The organism is Streptomyces sp. NPDC012466, assembly GCF_042955215.1.
GTDB lineage: Bacteria > Actinomycetota > Actinomycetes > Streptomycetales > Streptomycetaceae > Streptomyces.
This window is the reverse complement of sequence record NZ_JBIBEQ010000006.1, coordinates 319,122-335,642: the sequence shown is the minus strand read 5'-3', so window position 1 is coordinate 335,642 and position 16,521 is coordinate 319,122. Positions and strand designations below refer to the sequence as shown.

Here is a 16,521-nt window from a genome sequence, read left to right as displayed (position 1 = left end):
AGGGGAACGTACGATCGATGACCGTGCAAGCTTCGGAGAACTCTTCCCGACGTGGCCGTCGCTCATCCACCATGGGCGGCATGCCTGTCAACGACATGCCGTGGTGGCGCTGGCGCAGCAACGTGCGCTCGGCGCTGCACATGCTCTCCGATCCCGTCTTCCAGCGGGACGTCTGGCTGGCCGGTGTGGACGGCTACGGCGACGTGACCGACGCGGTGTACCGGCTGGTCGAGGACACCTGGCTGGACCACTGGTCCGCCGAGAAGTACGTCGGCACGATCTTCCGCGACTCCCAGGAGGCGGCCCTCGTCGACAGCGCGGTGCTGCGGGTGCTGCGGATCATGCACCAGGTCGGGCCGGACGCGCCGGTCGCCGCGTATCTCGAACACGAGGCGTGGCCGGAGGCGGTCCGGGCGGCCCGGGACGCGCACGTGCGGCTCGCGGCGAGCGACGGCGAGGAGCCGGACGCGCCGCCGCGCAGCCTGGAAGTACTGCGGATCATGACCAGGTCCGCCTAGCGGCCGTCGCGGCGGTCCGCCCTGCGGGACGATTGCCGGTGGTGTCGTTCCTTGTGGGAACCTGTCCTGCATGAACGAGCAGTCCACCAGCGCCGAGGTCCCGGCCGACCAGTACGTCCTCACCCTGTCCTGCCCTGACCGGAAGGGCATCGTGCACGCCGTGTCGAGCTATCTGTTCATGACCGGGTGCAACATCGAGGACAGCCAGCAGTTCGGTGACCACGACACGGGGCTGTTCTTCATGCGGGTCCACTTCTCGGCGGAGGCGCCGGTGACCGTGGAGAAGCTGCGGGCCAGCTTCGCCGCGATCGGCGACTCGTTCCAGATGGACTGGCAGATCAACCGGGCCGACCAGAAGATGCGCATCCTGCTGATGGTCAGCAAGTTCGGGCACTGCCTGAACGACCTGCTGTTCCGGGCGCGGACCGGGGCGCTGCCGGTGGAGATCGCCGGAGTGGTGTCGAACCACACGGACTTCGCCGAGCTGGTGGGCTCGTACAACATCCCCTTCCACCACATTCCGGTGACGAAGGACACGAAGGCCGAGGCCGAGGCGCAGCTGCTGGGGATCGTGCGCGACGAGGGCGTCGAGCTGGTCGTGCTGGCCCGCTACATGCAGGTCCTCTCGGACGACCTGTGCAAGGCGCTGTCCGGGCGGATCATCAACATCCACCACTCCTTCCTGCCGAGCTTCAAGGGCGCGAAGCCGTATCACCAGGCTCACGCCCGGGGCGTGAAGCTGATCGGCGCGACGGCTCACTACGTGACGGCCGACCTCGACGAGGGGCCGATCATCGAGCAGGAGGTCGAGCGGGTCGGGCACGACGTGACACCGGAAGGACTCGTCGCCATCGGGCGCGACGTGGAGTGCCAGGCGCTGGCCCGGGGTGTGAAGTGGCACGCCGAGCGGAGGATTCTGCTCAACGGGCGGCGGACCGTGGTGTTCGCCTGACGGTTCCGGTGGTCCCGTCCGTGCGGCGGGTGCGGATGGTTCGTGGCTCGTCGCGCGGTTTCCCGCGCCCCTGAGGACGTGCCACCGGGCCGGGTTCTACATCCGGCTCAGTGACGCCGCCGCGAACAGGACGTCCCTGATCGCCTCCTTGTCTCCCACCTGGCCCGCCGCTGCCTCCCGCGGAGGTACGTGACCGGCCGCCAGGCGGCAGAACTCGACGCCGTCCAGGGCCACATGGGCCACTTCGTGCTCGGCGGAGCCCTTCGCCGCGGGGGAGTCGAGGGGGATCAGCCACTCGCCGCCGCCCGAGCCCTCGATCTCCAGGCGGAGGCTGCGGCCCGGTTCGCCCGCCGCGACCAGATGACGGTGAGGGGCGGGGGAGGCCAGGCCGGCCCGGCGGCGGTGGGCCAGGGCCGTCGGCAGCATCCGGGCCGCCAGGTCGATCATGCGGTGCAGATGGCGCGGCGAGGGCGGGTCGTAGGGGTAGTCGACCGCGTCGGCGATGTCCTCCGCGTGCACCCAGCACTCGAAGGCGCGGTCGAGCATCGCGTCGTGCAGGGGCAGCTCGAAGTCGCCGTACGACACCGCCATCCTCCCGTCACCGCCGCCCGTGAAGGACACCGTGCGGACGAGGTTGTGGCTCTGCTCCCGCCAGGGCGCGCGCAGGAAGCGGGTGGGCGGGAAGTGCGAGGCGCGCCAGAACGCCTCGGTGCGGGCCGCCGGCGTCGGGTGCCGGGAGGGGACGTCGCCCAGCGGGTCGTCCAGGCCGAGCGCGACCGCCACCAGGCCGTCGACGCTGAGCAGATGCGCGATGACCCCGGCGACGGTGGTGCGGCGGCTCGTCGACTCGTCGGAGCGGAACCAGCGCAGCCGTACCGGCGCGTGCCACTCGGCATCGCCGAAGTCCTGGAGCAGCGCGTCCAGGCGCGCGGTCTCGGCGTCGTAGGCGGCCGCCCAGTCCGGTACCGGGATGCGCGGCGGGCGCCGCTCCAGGCAGGTCTGCAGGACACGGGTGCGCAGGCCCGGGTCCAGGTCGAGGCTCTCGGGGCGTTGCAGCAGCCCGACCGCCTCGCGCAGCCGCCGGGCCTCGTCGGCGCAGAAGCCGCAGTCGCCGAGGTGCTCCTCGACGGCCGTGGCCTCCTCGGCCGAGCACGCGGCCAGTGCCCAGGCGCCGAGCAGGGCCTTCAGCACGGCGTGCTCGAAGACGGGCGGGGCGGGCGGCGGTGCGAGGTCGCCGAGGTCCGCCGGCTCGGGCAGCGGCAGTCCGCTGTCCTCGACGGAGACCCGGGGCATGGGTATGCGCGGCGGGTGTCCGGGGCCCGGGGCGTCACCGCGCCCGGGTGTGTCCGGTCCTTCCGGTCCGCCGGGCACGCCGTCGGATCCGCCGGAGCCGGTCGAGCCGGTCGCTCGGGAGGGGCCGCCGAGACCCTGACCGCCTTCGCCGCTTTCATCGCGAATACCGCTCTCGTCCCGCCTGTTGTCCTTCTCCTCGCGGCCGTCCTCGCCCTCGTCGCCGTCGTACGCCTCGTACCGGTCCGGCCCGTTCACACCGCACCCCCGTGTCCGGGCGGCGCGCCCGGTGCCTCGGCGTCGTGGGCGGTGGAGAGCAGTTGCAGGCCCAGGCGCAGGCGGCGGCGGGCCTCGTCCTCGGTGATGCCGAGGTCGGTGGCGGTCTGGCGGTAGTCGCGGCGCTGGAAGTAGGCCCGTTCCAGGGCCGAGCGCAGCGGGACCGGCATGGACTGGACGATGTAGTCGGCGCGGGCGGCGACCGAGGCGCGGCGCACCCGGTGCTCCAGTTCCTCCGTGGTGCCGGAGCCTTCGCCGGCGAGGGCGGCGGTTTCCGTGGCGCGCAGCCGCTGCACCGCCAGCCGGTGGGTCAGTGTGGCGACCCAGGTGCGCAGCGGGCCCTGCCTGGGGTCGTAGGAGTCGGGATGCTCCCAGACGTGGATGAAGACCTCGCGGGTGATGCCGTCGGCGGCGCGCTCGTCGCCGAGCACGCGGTGGGCGAGGCCGTGCACGAGGGAGGCGAACCGGTCGTAGAGCTCCCCGAGGGCGGCCGCTTCCCCGCGGGCGAGCCGCTGCTGCATCTTGCGGTCCCAGCGAGGCGGTACGTCCTTTTTCGCCATGCGGCCCCCTCACCCCCTGCTCGTGTTCCCCCGCGCGTGTCCTGTCCAGCCTGTGCCCGGCGTCTCCTCGAATGTAGTCGGCACGTCCGGTGGCGCACGCCCCTTTGTGGCAATGTGCGCCCCCTGACCGGCCGTAGGTGGTAGAGGGCCACCGGCGCTCGCACCGGCTGCCTTTGGGCTCGCGCCTACCCCCGAACCCTCCGATCAGACCTGACTGAAGAGGATCGAACAGGATCGAAGTCGACTAAAACAAGCCTCTTCCGCGGGGGATCCGTTTTTCGGGTCGCGTTTCAGGGAACGGCCGCTGGGCAGCCGCGCTGCAAGGAAGCGTAGGGACTGCTTCCGTTTTGGCGATCGAGGGGCGTGGTGGTGACCTTCAATGTGACCGGTGGCGAGCAGGGCGAATGGGCTGTGCTCCACGTGTCGGGCGAGCTGGATCTGGTGACCTCGCCGGTGCTGCGTCAGCGGGTGCACGACGTGGTGGCCGAGGGGCACCACTGCCTCGTCCTGGATCTGTCCGAGGTGTTCTTCTGCGACTCCAGCGGCGTCGGCGTGCTCATCGCGGCCCGCCGCCTCATCCGCTCCTGCCAGGGCCGGCTGCGCCTGGTGCTGCCCGCCCGGGGGGCGGCCGACGGATCGCACGTGAACCGCGTCCTCGGAGCGCTGGGCGTCCGCAGGCTGTTCGACGTGTACGGCGATGTGGACGCGGCCCTCGGCGACGAGGGCGAACCCCTGTCCGCGTGACGGGACGATGACGCGCGGTAGGCCGAGTGTCGCCGTTTCGACACGCCGATGTCCCGGAATTCCCCCGGTCTTGGCGGAAGTGACGTTTTCCCACGCCCGAACGGCTCCCTCCGTCGTACGCTCCGACCGAGACACACCCCATCCGACGTAAGGCGGCCCGAAAGAGACATGGTCAGCAGCGAGTACGAGCGCAAGATCGCCGCCCGGTTCGCCACCTTCGACCAGGACGGCAACGGCTACATCGACCGCGAGGACTTCTACGGAGCGGTCAAGGCGCTGCTCACGGAGTTCGCCGTGGCGGCCCGGTCCGACAAGGGGCAGGCCCTGTACGGCGGTGCCGAGGCCTTCTGGCAGGGCATGGCCGGGATGGCCGACCGTGACGGCGACCAGCGCATCACGCGCGAGGAGTTCGTCAACGGCGCGGTCAAGCGCCTGCGCGACAACCCCGACCGGTTCGCCGAGATCGCCCGCCCCTTCCTGCACGCGGCCCTGGACGTCGCCGACACCGACGGTGACGGTGCCGCGACGGTCGAGGAGGCCGCACGCGTCCTGAAGTGTCTCGGCGTCCCCGAGGACGCCGCCCGGCCGGCCGCCGCCGCGCTCGACGGGGACGGTGACGGCAAGGTCGGCGAGGCCGAGGTCGTCCCGGCCTTCGCCCGCTACTTCACCGTGCCCGAATAGCCTGACCGGGGGCGTGTGCCCGCGCGGCCTCACGTGCCCGCATAGCGCTCGCGGAGCTTGTACTTGAGCACCTTCCGCAGGGTCTCGCCCCGCGGAAGGGCGTCCACCACCTCGAGCCGCTCGGGCAGCTTGTGCACCGCCAGTCCCTCGGTGCGCAGGAACGCGGTGAGGCCCGCGAGCGTCAAGGGAGCGGCTCCCGGCGGCTGTTCCACCACCGCGCACACCAGTTCCCCGCGTTCGGCGTCGGGCAGGCCGATCACGGCCGCGTCGCCGATCGCCGGATGCCGGTGCAGCAGGTCCTCGATCTCCTGGGCCGAGATGTTCTCGCCCTTGCGGATGATCACGTCCTTCAGGCGGCCGGTGAGCACCAGGTGCCCGGTCTCCGTGAGGTGCCCGAGGTCGCCGGTGCGCAGGAACCCGTCCTCGTCGAAGGCCTCCGCCGTCTGCTCCGGGTCCAGATACCCGCGGCACACGGCGTCCCCGCGCAGCCGCACCTCCCCGTCCACGATCCGGATCTCCATCCCCTCCGGCGGCCGTCCCTCGGTCCCCGCCAGCAACCCGGGGCCGTCGTCCGGCGCCCCCATGGTGATCATCGGCACCTCGGTCATGCCGTACCCGTGGGTGAGCTGCACGCCCATCTCCCGCACCACGGCGTGGTACAGCTCCGGCGGCTTGGGCGCCCCGCCGCCCGCCAGCAGCCGAAGGGTGGGCACCACGGGCGTCCCCGGCTGCTTGCGCTGCTCGGCCAGGAACATCGAGTAGAACGCCGTCGACCCGCCCGCCATCGTCACCCCGTGCGCGCGGTACGCAGCCAGCGCCTCCGGCAGCGCGAACTGCTCGAACAGCACCGCCGGGAAGCCGTACAGCAACAGCATCACCGTGTAGTCGGGCCCGCCGATGTGGGCGTACGGGAAGGCGATCGAACCCACGTCGTCCGCCGTGGGCCGCAGCGCGTGGGCCAGGCAGGAGCCGCCCGCGAGCAGCGAACGGTCCGTGTGCAGCACGCCCTTGGGGGCACAGGTCGTGCCGGACGTCCAGTAGATCCAGCGGACGGCGGTGCCGTCGGAGGGCGGGGGAGGCAGGACGGACGGATCGCCGTCGGGCAGGTCGTCGTAGGCCTCGAAGACGCCCTTCGCGCCCAGCCGGCGGGCCATCTCCCCGTGGTCGAAGCCGCGCCAGAGGCCCGGCACCGCGAAGAACTCCGCCTCGCACGCGCGCAGCGCGAAGCCGACCTCCCGGTCCCGGTAGAAGGGGATCACCGGGGTCTGCACGGCACCGAGACGGGCCAGGGCGAAGGACAGCACGGCCGTCTCGATGCGGGTGGGCAGCTGCCAGGCGACCACCGTGCCGGGGCGCACACCCATGCCGTACAGCCCGGCCGCGACCCGCTCGGCACGCGCACGCAGGGCCTCGAAGGTGAGCGTGCGGCCGTCCTGGAGGAAGAGCGGCCGGCCGGGGGTGAGGGCGGCGCGGCGGGTGACCAGCTCCCACAGGGTGCCGGACGAACTCAGGGCGTGCGGGGTCTCGTTCACGGGTGCCCCCTGCTCCTTGGCTGACGGACCGTCAGGTGGGATGCTAACTGACGCTGCATCAGATACGTACCGTCCGGCGGAGGGGACCCATGGCGACCGAACTGCCCCGCATCATCAGCGTCGACGACCACGTGATCGAACCCGCCCACCTCTTCGACACCTGGCTGCCGGCCAGATACCGCGAGCGCGGGCCCAGGGCGCTGACCGCCGGGATCGGTGAACTCGCCTACATCGGCGGCAAGTACCGCATCACCATGGACCCGGACGGCCCGCCCACCGACTGGTGGGTCTACGAGGACCTGAAGTTCCCGTACAAGCGCAACATCGCCGCCGTCGGCTTCGACCGGGACGAGATGACCCTGGAGGGCATCACCCGCGCGGAGATGCGGCCCGGCTGCTGGGACCCGAAGGAACGCCTGAAGGACATGGACCTCAACCACGTCGAGGCGAGCCTCTGCTTCCCCAGCTTCCCCCGGTTCTGCGGGCAGACCTTCGCCGAGGCGCACGACAAGGAGGTCGCCCTCGCCTGCGTGCGCGCCTACAACGACTGGATGGTCGAGGAGTGGTGCGGCGACAGCGGCGGGCGGCTCATCCCGCTGTGCCTGATCCCGCTGTGGGACGTCGGCCTGGCGGTCGCGGAGATCCGCCGCAACGCCGCGCGCGGGGTGAGGGCGGTGACCTTCTCCGAGATCCCCACCCACCTCGGGCTCCCGTCCATCCACTCCGGCTACTGGGACCCGTTCTTCGCCGTCTGCGAGGAGACCGGGACGGTCGTCAACATGCACATCGGATCGTCCTCGCAGATGCCGGCCGCCTCCCCGGACGCCCCGCCCGCCGTCCAGGCCTCGCTCAGCTTCAACAACGCGATGGCCTCGATGATGGACTTCCTCTTCAGCGGGGTCCTGGTGCGGTTCCCACGCCTCAAACTCGCCTACTCCGAGGGCCAGATGGGCTGGATCCCCTACGCCCTGGAACGCGCCGACGACGTCTGGGAGGAGCACCGCGCCTGGGGCGGCGTGCGCGACACCGTCCCCGAGCCGCCGTCCACGTACTACTACCGGCAGATGTTCTGCTGCTTCTTCCGCGACAAGCACGGGGTCGCCTCGATCGACGTCGTCGGCCGGGACAACGCCACCTTCGAGACCGACTACCCGCACGTCGACTCGACCTTCCCGCACACCAAGGAGGTCGCCCTCGACCATGTGAAGGGCCTCGACGACGAGACGGTGTACAAGCTGATGCGGGGCAACGCCATCCGGATGCTGGACCTGGACCTGGACCTGGACCTCGACCGCTGATGGACCTGTCGTACACGCCCGAGGAGGAGGACTTCCGGACCCGGCTGCGGGACTGGCTCGCGAAGACGCTCCCGGGGCTCCCGCCCAGACCGTCCCCCGGCGACTGGCCGGGACGGCGGGCGTACGACCTCGGCTGGCAGCGCACGCTCCACGACGCCGGTTACGCCGACGTCCACTGGGGCGCCTCCCCGACCCTGCGGCTGATCTTCCTGGAGGAGACCGAGAAGGCCGGCGCGCCCTATGTGGGCGCCAACTTCGTGGGTCTCCTGCACGCCGGCCCGACCATCGCCGCGGAGGGCACGCCGCAGCAGCGGGAGCGCTGGCTGCCACCGATCCTGCGCGGCGAGGAGGTCTGGTGCCAGGGCTTCAGCGAACCGGAGGCGGGCTCCGACCTCGCGGCCCTGCGCACCCGAGCGCGGCGCGACGGCGACGCCTACGTGGTGACCGGCTCCAAGATCTGGACCTCCCACGCGGAAGTGGCCGACTGGTGCGAACTGTTGGTCCGCACCGACCCCGAGGCGCCCAGGCACCGGGGCATCACCTGGCTCGCCCTGCCCATGGACGCGCCCGGCATCACCGTACGGCCGCTGCGCACGCTCGCCGGGTCGGCGGAGTTCGCCGAGGTGTTCCTCGACGAGGTGCGGGTGCCGGTCGCGAACCGGGTCGGCGACGAGAACGACGGCTGGCGCGTGACCATGGTGACGCTCTCCTTCGAGCGGGGCACGGCCTTCGCCGGCGAGGTCGTCGCCTGCCGGCGGGTGCTGGGCGAACTGGCCGTCGAGGCCCGTACGAACGGCCGCTGGGACGACCCGGTCCTCAGGCGCCGGCTGGGCAGGCTCAACGCCGAGTTCCGGGCGCTGTGGCGGCTCACACAGTGGAACGTGAGCGCGGCTCAGGCGTCGGACGGGGTGCCGGGCGCAGGCGGCTCGGTCTTCAAGCTCCGCTACTCGCACGCCCGCCAGGAGCTGTACGACGCCGCCGCCGAGGTGCTGGGCCCCGACTGCCTCGACCTGGACCGGCCGTGGACCCCCGACCGGCTGTCCGCCCTGTCGTACACCATCGCGGCCGGCACCTCGCAGGTCCAGCACAGCATCATCGCCGAGCGCATCCTCGGCCTGCCGAAGGGACGGTGAGACGCCGTGCGGTTCCGTCTCACGGACGACCAGCGTGCTCTGCGGGACGGGGTGCGCGGGGTGCTCGCACGGCGCTTCGACGGGGAGGCGCTGCGGGCCGCGGTGGAGGGTGCCGGTGACGGGGCCGCCGGGACGCCGCGCCTCGACCGGGTGGTGTGGCGGACCCTTGGTGACCTCGGGTTCTTCGCGCTGCGGGTGCCGGAGGCGGACGGTGGGGTCGGACTCGGTCTGCCGGAGGCGGTGTTGGTGTTCGAGGAGGCGGGGCGGGCGCTGCTGCCCGGGCCGCTCGTCGCCACCCACCTCGCGGCCGGTGCCGTACCGGGCGCGGCCACCGGGGAGACGGTGGTGGCGGCCGTGGACGGCGGGCTGGTGGAGTGGCTGGCGCAGGCGGACGTCGTCCGCGGCGACACCACCGGGGCCGTGCCGCTGCGCTCGCTCGACCCGCTCACCCCCCTGCACCGCCTGCCCGCGCGGCGGTTCGTCCCCGACCCCGTCGCGGTTCTGCTCACCGCCGCCGAGCAACTCGGCACGGCCGGCCGCGTCTGCGAACTGGCGGCGCAACACGCCCGGGCCCGCGAACAGTTCGGCCGTCCGATCGGGGCCTTCCAGGCGGTGGCGCACCTGTGCGCGGCGATCTTGGTCCGGGCGGAGACGGCCCGCGCCGCGGTGTACGCGGCCGCCGTCACCGCCGACCCGGCCGACATCGCCGCGGCCCGGCTCCTCGCCGACGAGGCCGCCGTGCGCGGCGCCCGGGACTGTCTCCAGGTGCACGGCGGCATGGGCTTCACCTGGGAGTCCGAGGTCCATCTGCATCTGAAACGCGCATGGGTTCGAACCCAGCGTGCGGGCGGCGTCACGGAGAGTGAGGAGTTGCTCGCGGCCGCTCTGGCTCCCGGATCGGCCTGACGGGCCCTCTGGCTGCGACATCACCGTGTGCGCTCCCGGAGATGTCATGGATCGTGGCATACCGGAATCACGGAGCGTTGATATCGGCTTGTGTCCTCAGCGTGACTCGTGACGGCCTGGAGTCGATTGCCCGCTCCGGTACCTTGTGTCAGATGCGAGTGGCTCCGAGCGCAGTGCGACCCAGTGGCGCGGCCTGTTCGACTGCCCGCGGCGAGCGTCGCACAGTATGCCGCACGGGTACTCCTTCGCGCTGGAATATGCCCGAAGCGCTTGTTGGCGTGACTGTACGTCAACCATGCTGTCCCACAAGGGATTCACGTTCTGTGATCCTTGTCCCGGCCGTTGTTCTGGCCATGCAGAAAATGGCTACGATCGTGGCCTTCGTGAGGCGCGAGCCTAAGTGTCCGCCGGTTCGGATGGTGTGAGCGGTGCAGGTGCTTCAAGTGCAGCTGGAGATCCGGCCCGACCCCGCAGAAGTGGGGCGAGCCCGGCGGTGGGCCCGCTCCCGCCTGGCCGGGTCCGGCATACAGGCCGACGAACCCCTCGCCGAGACGCTGATCCTGCTCGTCTCCGAGCTCGTCACCAACGCCGTGGTGCACACCGGCCGAGCCGCCGTCCTGCGGCTGTCCCTGCCGCCCGTGGTGACGGAGGAGACCACGGTCCGCCTGGAGGTGGCGGACCGCAGCGGCCGGGCCCCCGTGCCCCGGTGCGCCGGTGACGACGCGACCGGCGGCCGGGGCCTGGCTCTCGTCGACGGCCTCGCCGACCGCTGGGGCTGGAGTGTCGAGGCCACCGGCAAGCGCATCTGGTGCGAACTGGACCGGTGCGCGAAGTCCCGTGACCTGTCGGCGTCGTGCGGAGCCGGCGCGGTGGCGTACGGCGGCGGGGCGTCATTCGAGGGGCTGGCGTACGAGGCGGTCTAGGGCCTCCGCCGGCCGCTGTCCGTGCCCGCCGGGTGCGTGGTGTGCGGCGGCACATGCCGTGGGGTTGTGCTGCGGGGGCGGGGCACGGAGGCAGGGGGACGGGCCGATTTCGGCAGGGCATGCGGTGATGCGCCGGGATGTGCTTCCGTGCGCGCCCACGCCAAAAGCGGCATAAGGGACATCTCGCCGAACGGGTGTTGACGCGTCGTGACCACTTGCTCACGCTGGTGGGCAGCGATTCGCCGTGAGGGGACGACGAGGGCTTCGGTGGACGGCAGCCCTCGTCGAGTGCGAGTCGTTGTTCGGCGTCGGCTTCCTTCGGGGCCAGGGAGTCGGGGCGGGAGCGCCGGAGTCGGGTGGCGGCCCGCGCTGCCGTGCTCGGGGCGAGCAGTGCGGCGCCGCCACCCAGTGGGGTGGCGGCCCGGCCGTGCGGGGCCTACAGGACGGCCACGGGTGCCACCGGGGAACCGGTCGCCCCGGTGAACGGTTCGGGGGTCGCCGTCAGCAGGAACGCGTACCGGCCATCTTCTCCACAGGCTGTGGACAACTTTTCGAGATTCCAGTTCTGGCCCTGTGGCATGCCCATCTCCACGAGGTCGAGGGCGTGCACCGGCAGCCAGAGGTTCTCCACCTCGGGCGGGAACACCTCGAAGGTGAGGGTGTCGTTGGCGACGGCGGCGACGTCCCGCGCGTGGAACCACTCCGGCGTGCGGATCGACAGCCCCGGCGACGGATACGCGTAGCCGTGCCGGTCCCCGGCCAGGCAGCTCCGGATCTGCCCGGTGCGCACCAGCACGATGTCGCCGGCCCGCACCCGCGTTCCGGCCAGCTCCTCGGCGGCGTCCAGGTCCTCGGGGGTGACCGCGTACCCGCCGTCGAGCCGGTCCGTGCCGCGAGCCCGGGCGACGTCCAGCAGCACCCCGCGGGAGACGACGTGCCGGACCGTGCCGATGCCGCTGAACTCGGCGCCGCCGTGCGGGGTGACGGTCTGGGCGGGACGGCCGTTGTAGAGCCGGCCCGAGTGCGAGACGTGGGGCAGGGCGTCCCAGTGGGTGGCCGCCTGAAGTCCCATGGTCACCACGTCGTCGCTGCACGCGACCGTTCCCGGCCCGAAGATCTCCTGGTTGATCTGCACCATCGCGTGCAGGGGGTCGACGCGGCCGGGGATCATGCCCGTCTGCACGCCGTCCCGCTGGAGCGGCAGTGCGAGCGGGATGCGGTGGCCGGTGCGGACGGTCGCCGCGGCTTCCCTGACCACCTCGTCGGTGATCAGGTTCAGCGTGCCGATCTCGTCGTCGGCCCCCCAACGGCCCCAGTTGTTCACGCGCTTGGCGATGTCGTGGAACACGTCCGGTAGCGACATGAGTCCTCCCCGGGGCTTGTCCTCGCGTATCTGACGGGTCGTAGAATTCGGGAATCGAGTATCTAACGGTCCGTCAGAAACCGTGGGACGGGAAGGGGCCGGGCGTGGGGAACTTCTTGGCAGGCAAGGTGGTCGCCGTCACGGGTGCCGGACGGGGCATCGGCCGGGCGGTCGCCCTCGCGGCGGCGGCCGAGGGGGCGAAGGTCGTCGTCAACGACTACGGCGTCTCGGTGGACGGCGCCTCACCGGCGAGCGAGATCGCCGAAACCGTGGTCAAGGAGATCGAGGCGGCGGGCGGTGAGGCCGTGGCCGTCGCCGACGACATCTCCACGATGGCGGGCGGGCAGCGCGTCGTGGACGTGGCGCTGGCGTCGTACGGGCGGCTGGACGGTGTCGTCTGCGTGGCCGGGATCCTGCGCGAACGGATGCTGTTCAACATGACCGAGGAGGAGTGGGACCCCGTCGTCGCGACCCATCTGAAGGGCACGTTCACGGTGTTCCGGGCGGCCTCCGCGGTGATGCGGAAACAGCGTTCCGGCACGCTCATCGGCTTCACCAGCGGCAACCACCAGGGGTCGGTGGCGCAGGCCAACTACAGCGCCGCCAAGGGCGGGATCATCTCGCTGGTGCGCAGCGCCGCGCTCGGGATGCACAAGTACGGGGTGACCGCCAACGCGGTGGCGCCGGTCGCGCGGACCCGGATGTCGGCCGGGGTGCCGATGGAACTGGCCGAGATCGGGGAGCCGGAGGATGTCGCCCCGCTGGTGGTGTACCTGCTGTCCGACGCCGCCGCCCGGCAGGGGGTGACCGGGCAGGTGTACACGGTGGCCGGGGCGAAGATCGCGGTGTGGGCACAGCCGAGGGAACTGCGCGCCGCGTATGCCTCCGGCGGGTGGACCGTGGAACGGATCGCGGAGTTCCTGCCCGGGTCGGTGGGGGTGGATCCGATGCCGATGCTGGAACGGGTGGCGGCGATGGAGAGGGCCGCCCGGGAAGGGGAACGGCCCCACGCGTGAGGGGCCGGGGGCGCGTGTCGTGTGGCGGCCGCGGGCCGGTGGGGGTCGTTCGCGCAGTGCCCCGCGCCCCTCAAGGACATGTCTCCACCGCACATCGATATCGAGGCGGCGATCGTGGATTTCGGACTCACGCGAGACGACGAGGACTTCCGGGCCGAGGCTCGTGCCTGGCTCGGCGCGCACGCCGACGGCACGCGTGACCGCCGCACCTGGGAGCGCACCCTCGGCGCGGCCGGATGGATCGGGCTCGGGTGGGACGGCGACGGCTACGGCAATCGCAGAGCCACCCTCACCCAGCAGGTCGTCTGGGCCGAGGAGTACGCGCGGTCGGCCGCGCCCCCGCGCTCCGGGCACATCGGGGAGAACCTGCTCGCCCCCACCCTCATCGCGCACGGCACCGAGGAGCAGAAGTCCCGGTTCCTGCCGCCGATCGCCGCCGGTGAGGAGCTGTGGTGCCAGGGGTACAGCGAACCGGGAGCCGGATCGGACCTGGCGGGTATCCGTACCGCGGCCGTGCGCGGGCCGGACGGTGGTGCGTACCGCGTCACCGGGCAGAAGATCTGGACGTCACTCGCGCACGAGGCGGACTGGTGTTTCGTACTGGCCAGGACCGAACCCGGCTCGGCGCGCCACCACGGGCTGTCCTTCCTGCTCGTCCCCATGGACCAGCCGGGCCGGATCGAGGTCCGCCCCATCCGGCAGATGACCGGCACCAGCGACTTCAACGAGGTCTTCTTCGACGGCGCGCACGCGCAACACGTCGTCGGCGGCGAGGGCGACGGCTGGCGCGTCGCCATGAGCCTGCTCGGCTTCGAGCGGGGCGTGTCCACGCTGGCCCAGCAGATCGGGTTCGCCGAGGAACTGGCCGGCGTGGTGCGGGTGGCCGTCGAGTCGGGCGCGGTGCGCGACCCCGTCGTACGGGAGCGGCTCGTGCGGCAGTGGGCCGAGCTGCGGACGATGCGCTGGAACGCCCTGCGCACCCTGGGCGGTTCGGGGGACGCGGGTGCCCCGAGCGTGGCCAAGCTGCTGTGGGCCGGCTGGCACCAGCGGCTCGGGGAGCTGGCGGTGCAGGTGCGGGGCGCCGCCGCGAGCGTCGGTCCGGCCGACTGGTCGGCGCGGTCGCCGTACGAACTGGACGCGGCACAGCACCTGTTCCTGTTCTCCCGGGCCGACACGATCTACGGCGGCTCGGACCAGATCCAGCGCACGATCATCGCCGAGCGCGTGCTCGGCCTGCCCAGGGAGCCCAAGGGGGCCGTGTGATGCGAGGCGTGATCTTCGACGGGAAGCGGGTCCGGGTCGTGACGGACCTGGAGGTGCGCGAGCCGGGACCGGGCGAGGTGCGGGTCGCGATCGCGGCGGCCGGGCTGTGCCACAGCGATCTGTCGGTGACGGACGGGACCATTCCGTTCCCCGTTCCCGTGGTGCTGGGCCATGAGGGGGCCGGGGTCGTGGAGGCGGTCGGCGGGGGCGTCACCCACGTCGCGCCCGGTGACCACGTGGCGCTGTCCACCCTGGCGAACTGCGGCACGTGCGCGGAGTGCGACCGGGGCCGGCCGACCATGTGCCGTCAGACCATCGGACGCCCGGGCCGGCCGTTCGGCCACCGCGGCTCTCCGGTGCACCAGTTCGCGTCCAACTCGGCGTTCGCCGAGCGCACGGTCGTCAAGGCCGTACAGGCGGTCCGCATCCCCGACGACGTTCCGCTGACGTCGGCGGCGCTCATCGGGTGCGGGGTGCTGACGGGGGTGGGCGCCGTACTGAACCGGGCGCGGGTGGACCGCGGCGACAGCGTCCTGGTCATCGGGACGGGCGGCATCGGACTGAACGTGCTCCAGGGGGCCCGGCTCGCGGGCGCCGGGCGGATCGTGGCCGTCGACGCGAACCCGGCGAAGGAGGAGATGGCACGACGGTTCGGCGCGACCGACTTCCTCACCTCGGCCGAGGGCGTGCGCGACCTCCTGCCCACGGGCGCGGACCACGCCTTCGAGTGCGTCGGCCGTGTGGAGCTGATCCGGCAGGCGATCGACTCCCTGGACCGGCACGGCCAGGCCATCCTGCTCGGGGTCCCGCCCGCCACGGCCGAGGCGTCCTTCCGCGTCTCCTCGATGTACCTCGACAAGTCCATCCTGGGCTGCCGCTACGGCTCCTCCCGCCCGCAGCGGGACATCGCCCTGTACGCCGGCCTGTACCGCCGGGGGCGCCTGCTGCTCGACGAACTGGTCACCAGGACCTACCCCGTCGAGGACTTCGAGAAGGCGGCGGCGGACGCGGAGGCGGGGCGGATGGCGCGGGCGGTTCTCACCTTCTGAGGGCGGCGGCCGTGTCGTTCTCCGCCCGGAACGTCCGCCGGTAGGCGGTGGGTGTGACGCCCAGGGCCGTCTGGAGGTGCTGGCGCATCGACTGGGCCGTCCCGAAGCCCGCGTCCCGGGCGACCTGGTCGACGGAGCGGTCGGTGGACTCCAGGAGGTGGCGGGCCCGTTCCACACGCTGCTGGGTGAGCCACTGGCCGGGGCTGACGCCGGTCTCCTCGCGGAAGCGGCGGGTGAAGGTGCGGACCGACATGGACTCCTGGGCGGCCATGTCGCGCAGCTGGATCGGCTCGTGGAGGCGGCCCAGGGCCCAGGCGCGGGCGGTGGTGGTGGACGCCTGCTGCGGATCGGGCACGGGCCGCGCGATGTACTGCGCCTGCCCGCCGTCGCGGTGCGGCGGTACGACCGTGCGGCGGGCCACGTCGTTGGCGATCGCCGCGCCGTGGTCGCGGCGCACCATGTGCAGGCACAGGTCGATGCCGGCCGCGACGCCCGCGGAGGTCAGGACGTCGCCGTCGTCGATGAACAGGACGCCCGGGTCGACCTCGATCTGCGGGAAGAGCCGCTGGAACCGGTCGGCGTCCGCCCAGTGCGTGGTGGCGGGACGGCCGTCGAGGAGACCGGCGGCGGCGAGGACGTAGACGCCGGTGCAGATCGAGGCGAGCCGGGTGCCGGGGCGGATGTGGGCGAGGGCGGCGGCCAGCTCGCCCGTCAGCTCGCCCTGTTCGAAGACCGGGCCGAGCTCGTACGACGCCGGGACGATCACGGTGTCGGCGGTGGCCAGGGCCTCGGGGCCGTGCTCGACCTGGATGGCGAAGTCGGCGTCGGTCTGCACCGGGCCGGGCGGGCGGATCGAGCACGTGACGACGTCGTACAGCAGGCGCCCCCGGGCGTCCGTCGGGCGGCCGAAGATGCGGTGCGGGATGCCCAGCTCGAAGGGGAGCAGGCCGTCGAGGGCGAGGACGACGACGCGGTGCGGGCGGAACCCCGGCTCACGGCTCATGGCCCGATCCTAAC

The 16,521-nt window shown here is 72.2% G+C and carries 16 protein-coding genes; 11 read left to right on the top strand and 5 right to left on the bottom strand.

Going from position 1 to position 16,521, the window contains the following annotated elements; translation table 11 throughout:
* The first annotated feature begins 17 nt into the window (after window positions 1-17).
* Window positions 18-518 carry a hypothetical protein gene (locus tag ACFY9E_RS23595; RefSeq protein WP_390987267.1) on the top strand — a complete coding sequence of 167 codons (501 nt, stop codon included), beginning with the start codon at window positions 18-20 and terminating at the stop codon, window positions 516-518.
* A gap of 70 nt (window positions 519-588) precedes the next feature.
* Window positions 589-1,470: a formyltetrahydrofolate deformylase gene (gene purU / locus ACFY9E_RS23590; protein ID WP_390987266.1), complete on the top strand. Its 882-nt coding sequence runs from the start codon at window positions 589-591 to the stop codon at window positions 1,468-1,470.
* A gap of 96 nt (window positions 1,471-1,566) precedes the next feature.
* On the opposite strand, the gene ACFY9E_RS23585 is transcribed toward purU, so the two are convergent.
* Together ACFY9E_RS23585 and ACFY9E_RS23580 are read right to left on the bottom strand one after the other, a co-directional pair.
* Window positions 1,567-3,018, bottom strand: coding sequence for a maleylpyruvate isomerase N-terminal domain-containing protein (locus ACFY9E_RS23585; protein WP_390987265.1), 1,452 nt, complete (start codon window positions 3,016-3,018; stop codon window positions 1,567-1,569).
* Window positions 3,015-3,596: a sigma-70 family RNA polymerase sigma factor gene (locus ACFY9E_RS23580; protein ID WP_390987263.1), complete on the bottom strand. Its 582-nt coding sequence runs from the start codon at window positions 3,594-3,596 to the stop codon at window positions 3,015-3,017. Before ACFY9E_RS23580 ends, ACFY9E_RS23585 begins: the two co-directional genes overlap by 4 nt.
* Before the next feature lie 363 nt (window positions 3,597-3,959).
* Here ACFY9E_RS23580 and ACFY9E_RS23575 point away from each other — a divergent pair, with 363 nt between their 5' ends.
* Window positions 3,960-4,340, top strand: a complete 381-nt coding sequence (locus ACFY9E_RS23575; RefSeq protein ID WP_390987262.1) for an anti-sigma factor antagonist — start codon at window positions 3,960-3,962, stop codon at window positions 4,338-4,340.
* A 168-nt stretch (window positions 4,341-4,508) separates the two neighbouring features.
* Window positions 4,509-5,021 carry an EF-hand domain-containing protein gene (locus tag ACFY9E_RS23570; RefSeq protein WP_390987261.1) on the top strand — a complete coding sequence of 171 codons (513 nt, stop codon included), beginning with the start codon at window positions 4,509-4,511 and terminating at the stop codon, window positions 5,019-5,021.
* Window positions 5,022-5,050: 29 nt separating this feature from the next.
* On the opposite strand, the gene ACFY9E_RS23565 is transcribed toward ACFY9E_RS23570, so the two are convergent.
* Window positions 5,051-6,553, bottom strand: a complete 1,503-nt coding sequence (locus ACFY9E_RS23565; protein WP_390987260.1) for an AMP-binding protein — start codon at window positions 6,551-6,553, stop codon at window positions 5,051-5,053.
* An 89-nt stretch (window positions 6,554-6,642) separates the two neighbouring features.
* Here ACFY9E_RS23565 and ACFY9E_RS23560 point away from each other — a divergent pair, with 89 nt between their 5' ends.
* The 4 genes from ACFY9E_RS23560 to ACFY9E_RS23545 all read left to right on the top strand — a co-directional run bounded on the left by ACFY9E_RS23560 (window position 6,643) and on the right by ACFY9E_RS23545 (window position 10,813).
* Window positions 6,643-7,851 carry an amidohydrolase family protein gene (locus ACFY9E_RS23560; RefSeq protein ID WP_390987259.1) on the top strand — a complete coding sequence of 403 codons (1,209 nt, stop codon included), beginning with the start codon at window positions 6,643-6,645 and terminating at the stop codon, window positions 7,849-7,851.
* Window positions 7,851-8,984 (top strand): acyl-CoA dehydrogenase family protein, encoded by a 1,134-nt coding sequence (locus ACFY9E_RS23555; RefSeq protein WP_390987258.1) that lies wholly within the window; start codon window positions 7,851-7,853, stop codon window positions 8,982-8,984. Before ACFY9E_RS23560 ends, ACFY9E_RS23555 begins: the two co-directional genes overlap by 1 nt.
* Window positions 8,985-8,990: 6 nt before the next feature.
* Window positions 8,991-9,890 carry an acyl-CoA dehydrogenase family protein gene (locus ACFY9E_RS23550; protein WP_390987256.1) on the top strand — a complete coding sequence of 300 codons (900 nt, stop codon included), beginning with the start codon at window positions 8,991-8,993 and terminating at the stop codon, window positions 9,888-9,890.
* A gap of 443 nt (window positions 9,891-10,333) precedes the next feature.
* Window positions 10,334-10,813: an ATP-binding protein gene (locus ACFY9E_RS23545; RefSeq protein ID WP_390987620.1), complete on the top strand. Its 480-nt coding sequence runs from the start codon at window positions 10,334-10,336 to the stop codon at window positions 10,811-10,813.
* A 436-nt stretch (window positions 10,814-11,249) separates the two neighbouring features.
* Here ACFY9E_RS23545 and ACFY9E_RS23540 read toward each other — a convergent pair whose 3' ends face one another.
* Window positions 11,250-12,176 carry a cyclase family protein gene (locus ACFY9E_RS23540; protein ID WP_390987255.1) on the bottom strand — a complete coding sequence of 309 codons (927 nt, stop codon included), beginning with the start codon at window positions 12,174-12,176 and terminating at the stop codon, window positions 11,250-11,252.
* 104 nt (window positions 12,177-12,280) lie between these two features.
* Here ACFY9E_RS23540 and ACFY9E_RS23535 point away from each other — a divergent pair, with 104 nt between their 5' ends.
* From ACFY9E_RS23535 to ACFY9E_RS23525, 3 genes are all read left to right on the top strand, one after another.
* A complete protein-coding gene (locus ACFY9E_RS23535) occupies window positions 12,281-13,192 on the top strand; it encodes an SDR family NAD(P)-dependent oxidoreductase (protein WP_390987253.1) in 912 nt (303 codons plus the stop codon).
* A gap of 114 nt (window positions 13,193-13,306) precedes the next feature.
* On the top strand, window positions 13,307-14,455 hold the full coding sequence (locus ACFY9E_RS23530; RefSeq protein WP_390987619.1) for an acyl-CoA dehydrogenase family protein: 1,149 nt from the start codon (window positions 13,307-13,309) through the stop codon (window positions 14,453-14,455).
* Window positions 14,455-15,504, top strand: coding sequence for an alcohol dehydrogenase catalytic domain-containing protein (locus ACFY9E_RS23525; protein WP_390987252.1), 1,050 nt, complete (start codon window positions 14,455-14,457; stop codon window positions 15,502-15,504). Before ACFY9E_RS23530 ends, ACFY9E_RS23525 begins: the two co-directional genes overlap by 1 nt.
* Here the strand turns inward: ACFY9E_RS23525 and ACFY9E_RS23520 are convergent.
* Window positions 15,494-16,507, bottom strand: coding sequence for a helix-turn-helix domain-containing protein (locus ACFY9E_RS23520; protein WP_390987251.1), 1,014 nt, complete (start codon window positions 16,505-16,507; stop codon window positions 15,494-15,496). The genes ACFY9E_RS23525 and ACFY9E_RS23520 overlap by 11 nt on opposite strands.
* Window positions 16,508-16,521: the final 14 nt, after the last annotated feature.

Coding starts and splice junctions, on each gene's coding strand:
- ACFY9E_RS23595 (WP_390987267.1), top strand. CDS start 18: ATGACCGTGCAAGCTTCGGAGAACTCTTCCCGACGTGGCCGTCGCTCA.
- ACFY9E_RS23525 (WP_390987252.1), top strand. CDS start 14,455: ATGCGAGGCGTGATCTTCGACGGGAAGCGGGTCCGGGTCGTGACGGAC.
- ACFY9E_RS23540 (WP_390987255.1), bottom strand. CDS start 12,176: ATGTCGCTACCGGACGTGTTCCACGACATCGCCAAGCGCGTGAACAAC.
- ACFY9E_RS23570 (WP_390987261.1), top strand. CDS start 4,509: ATGGTCAGCAGCGAGTACGAGCGCAAGATCGCCGCCCGGTTCGCCACC.
- purU (WP_390987266.1), top strand. CDS start 589: ATGAACGAGCAGTCCACCAGCGCCGAGGTCCCGGCCGACCAGTACGTC.
- ACFY9E_RS23560 (WP_390987259.1), top strand. CDS start 6,643: ATGGCGACCGAACTGCCCCGCATCATCAGCGTCGACGACCACGTGATC.
- ACFY9E_RS23520 (WP_390987251.1), bottom strand. CDS start 16,507: ATGAGCCGTGAGCCGGGGTTCCGCCCGCACCGCGTCGTCGTCCTCGCC.
- ACFY9E_RS23555 (WP_390987258.1), top strand. CDS start 7,851: ATGGACCTGTCGTACACGCCCGAGGAGGAGGACTTCCGGACCCGGCTG.
- ACFY9E_RS23580 (WP_390987263.1), bottom strand. CDS start 3,596: ATGGCGAAAAAGGACGTACCGCCTCGCTGGGACCGCAAGATGCAGCAG.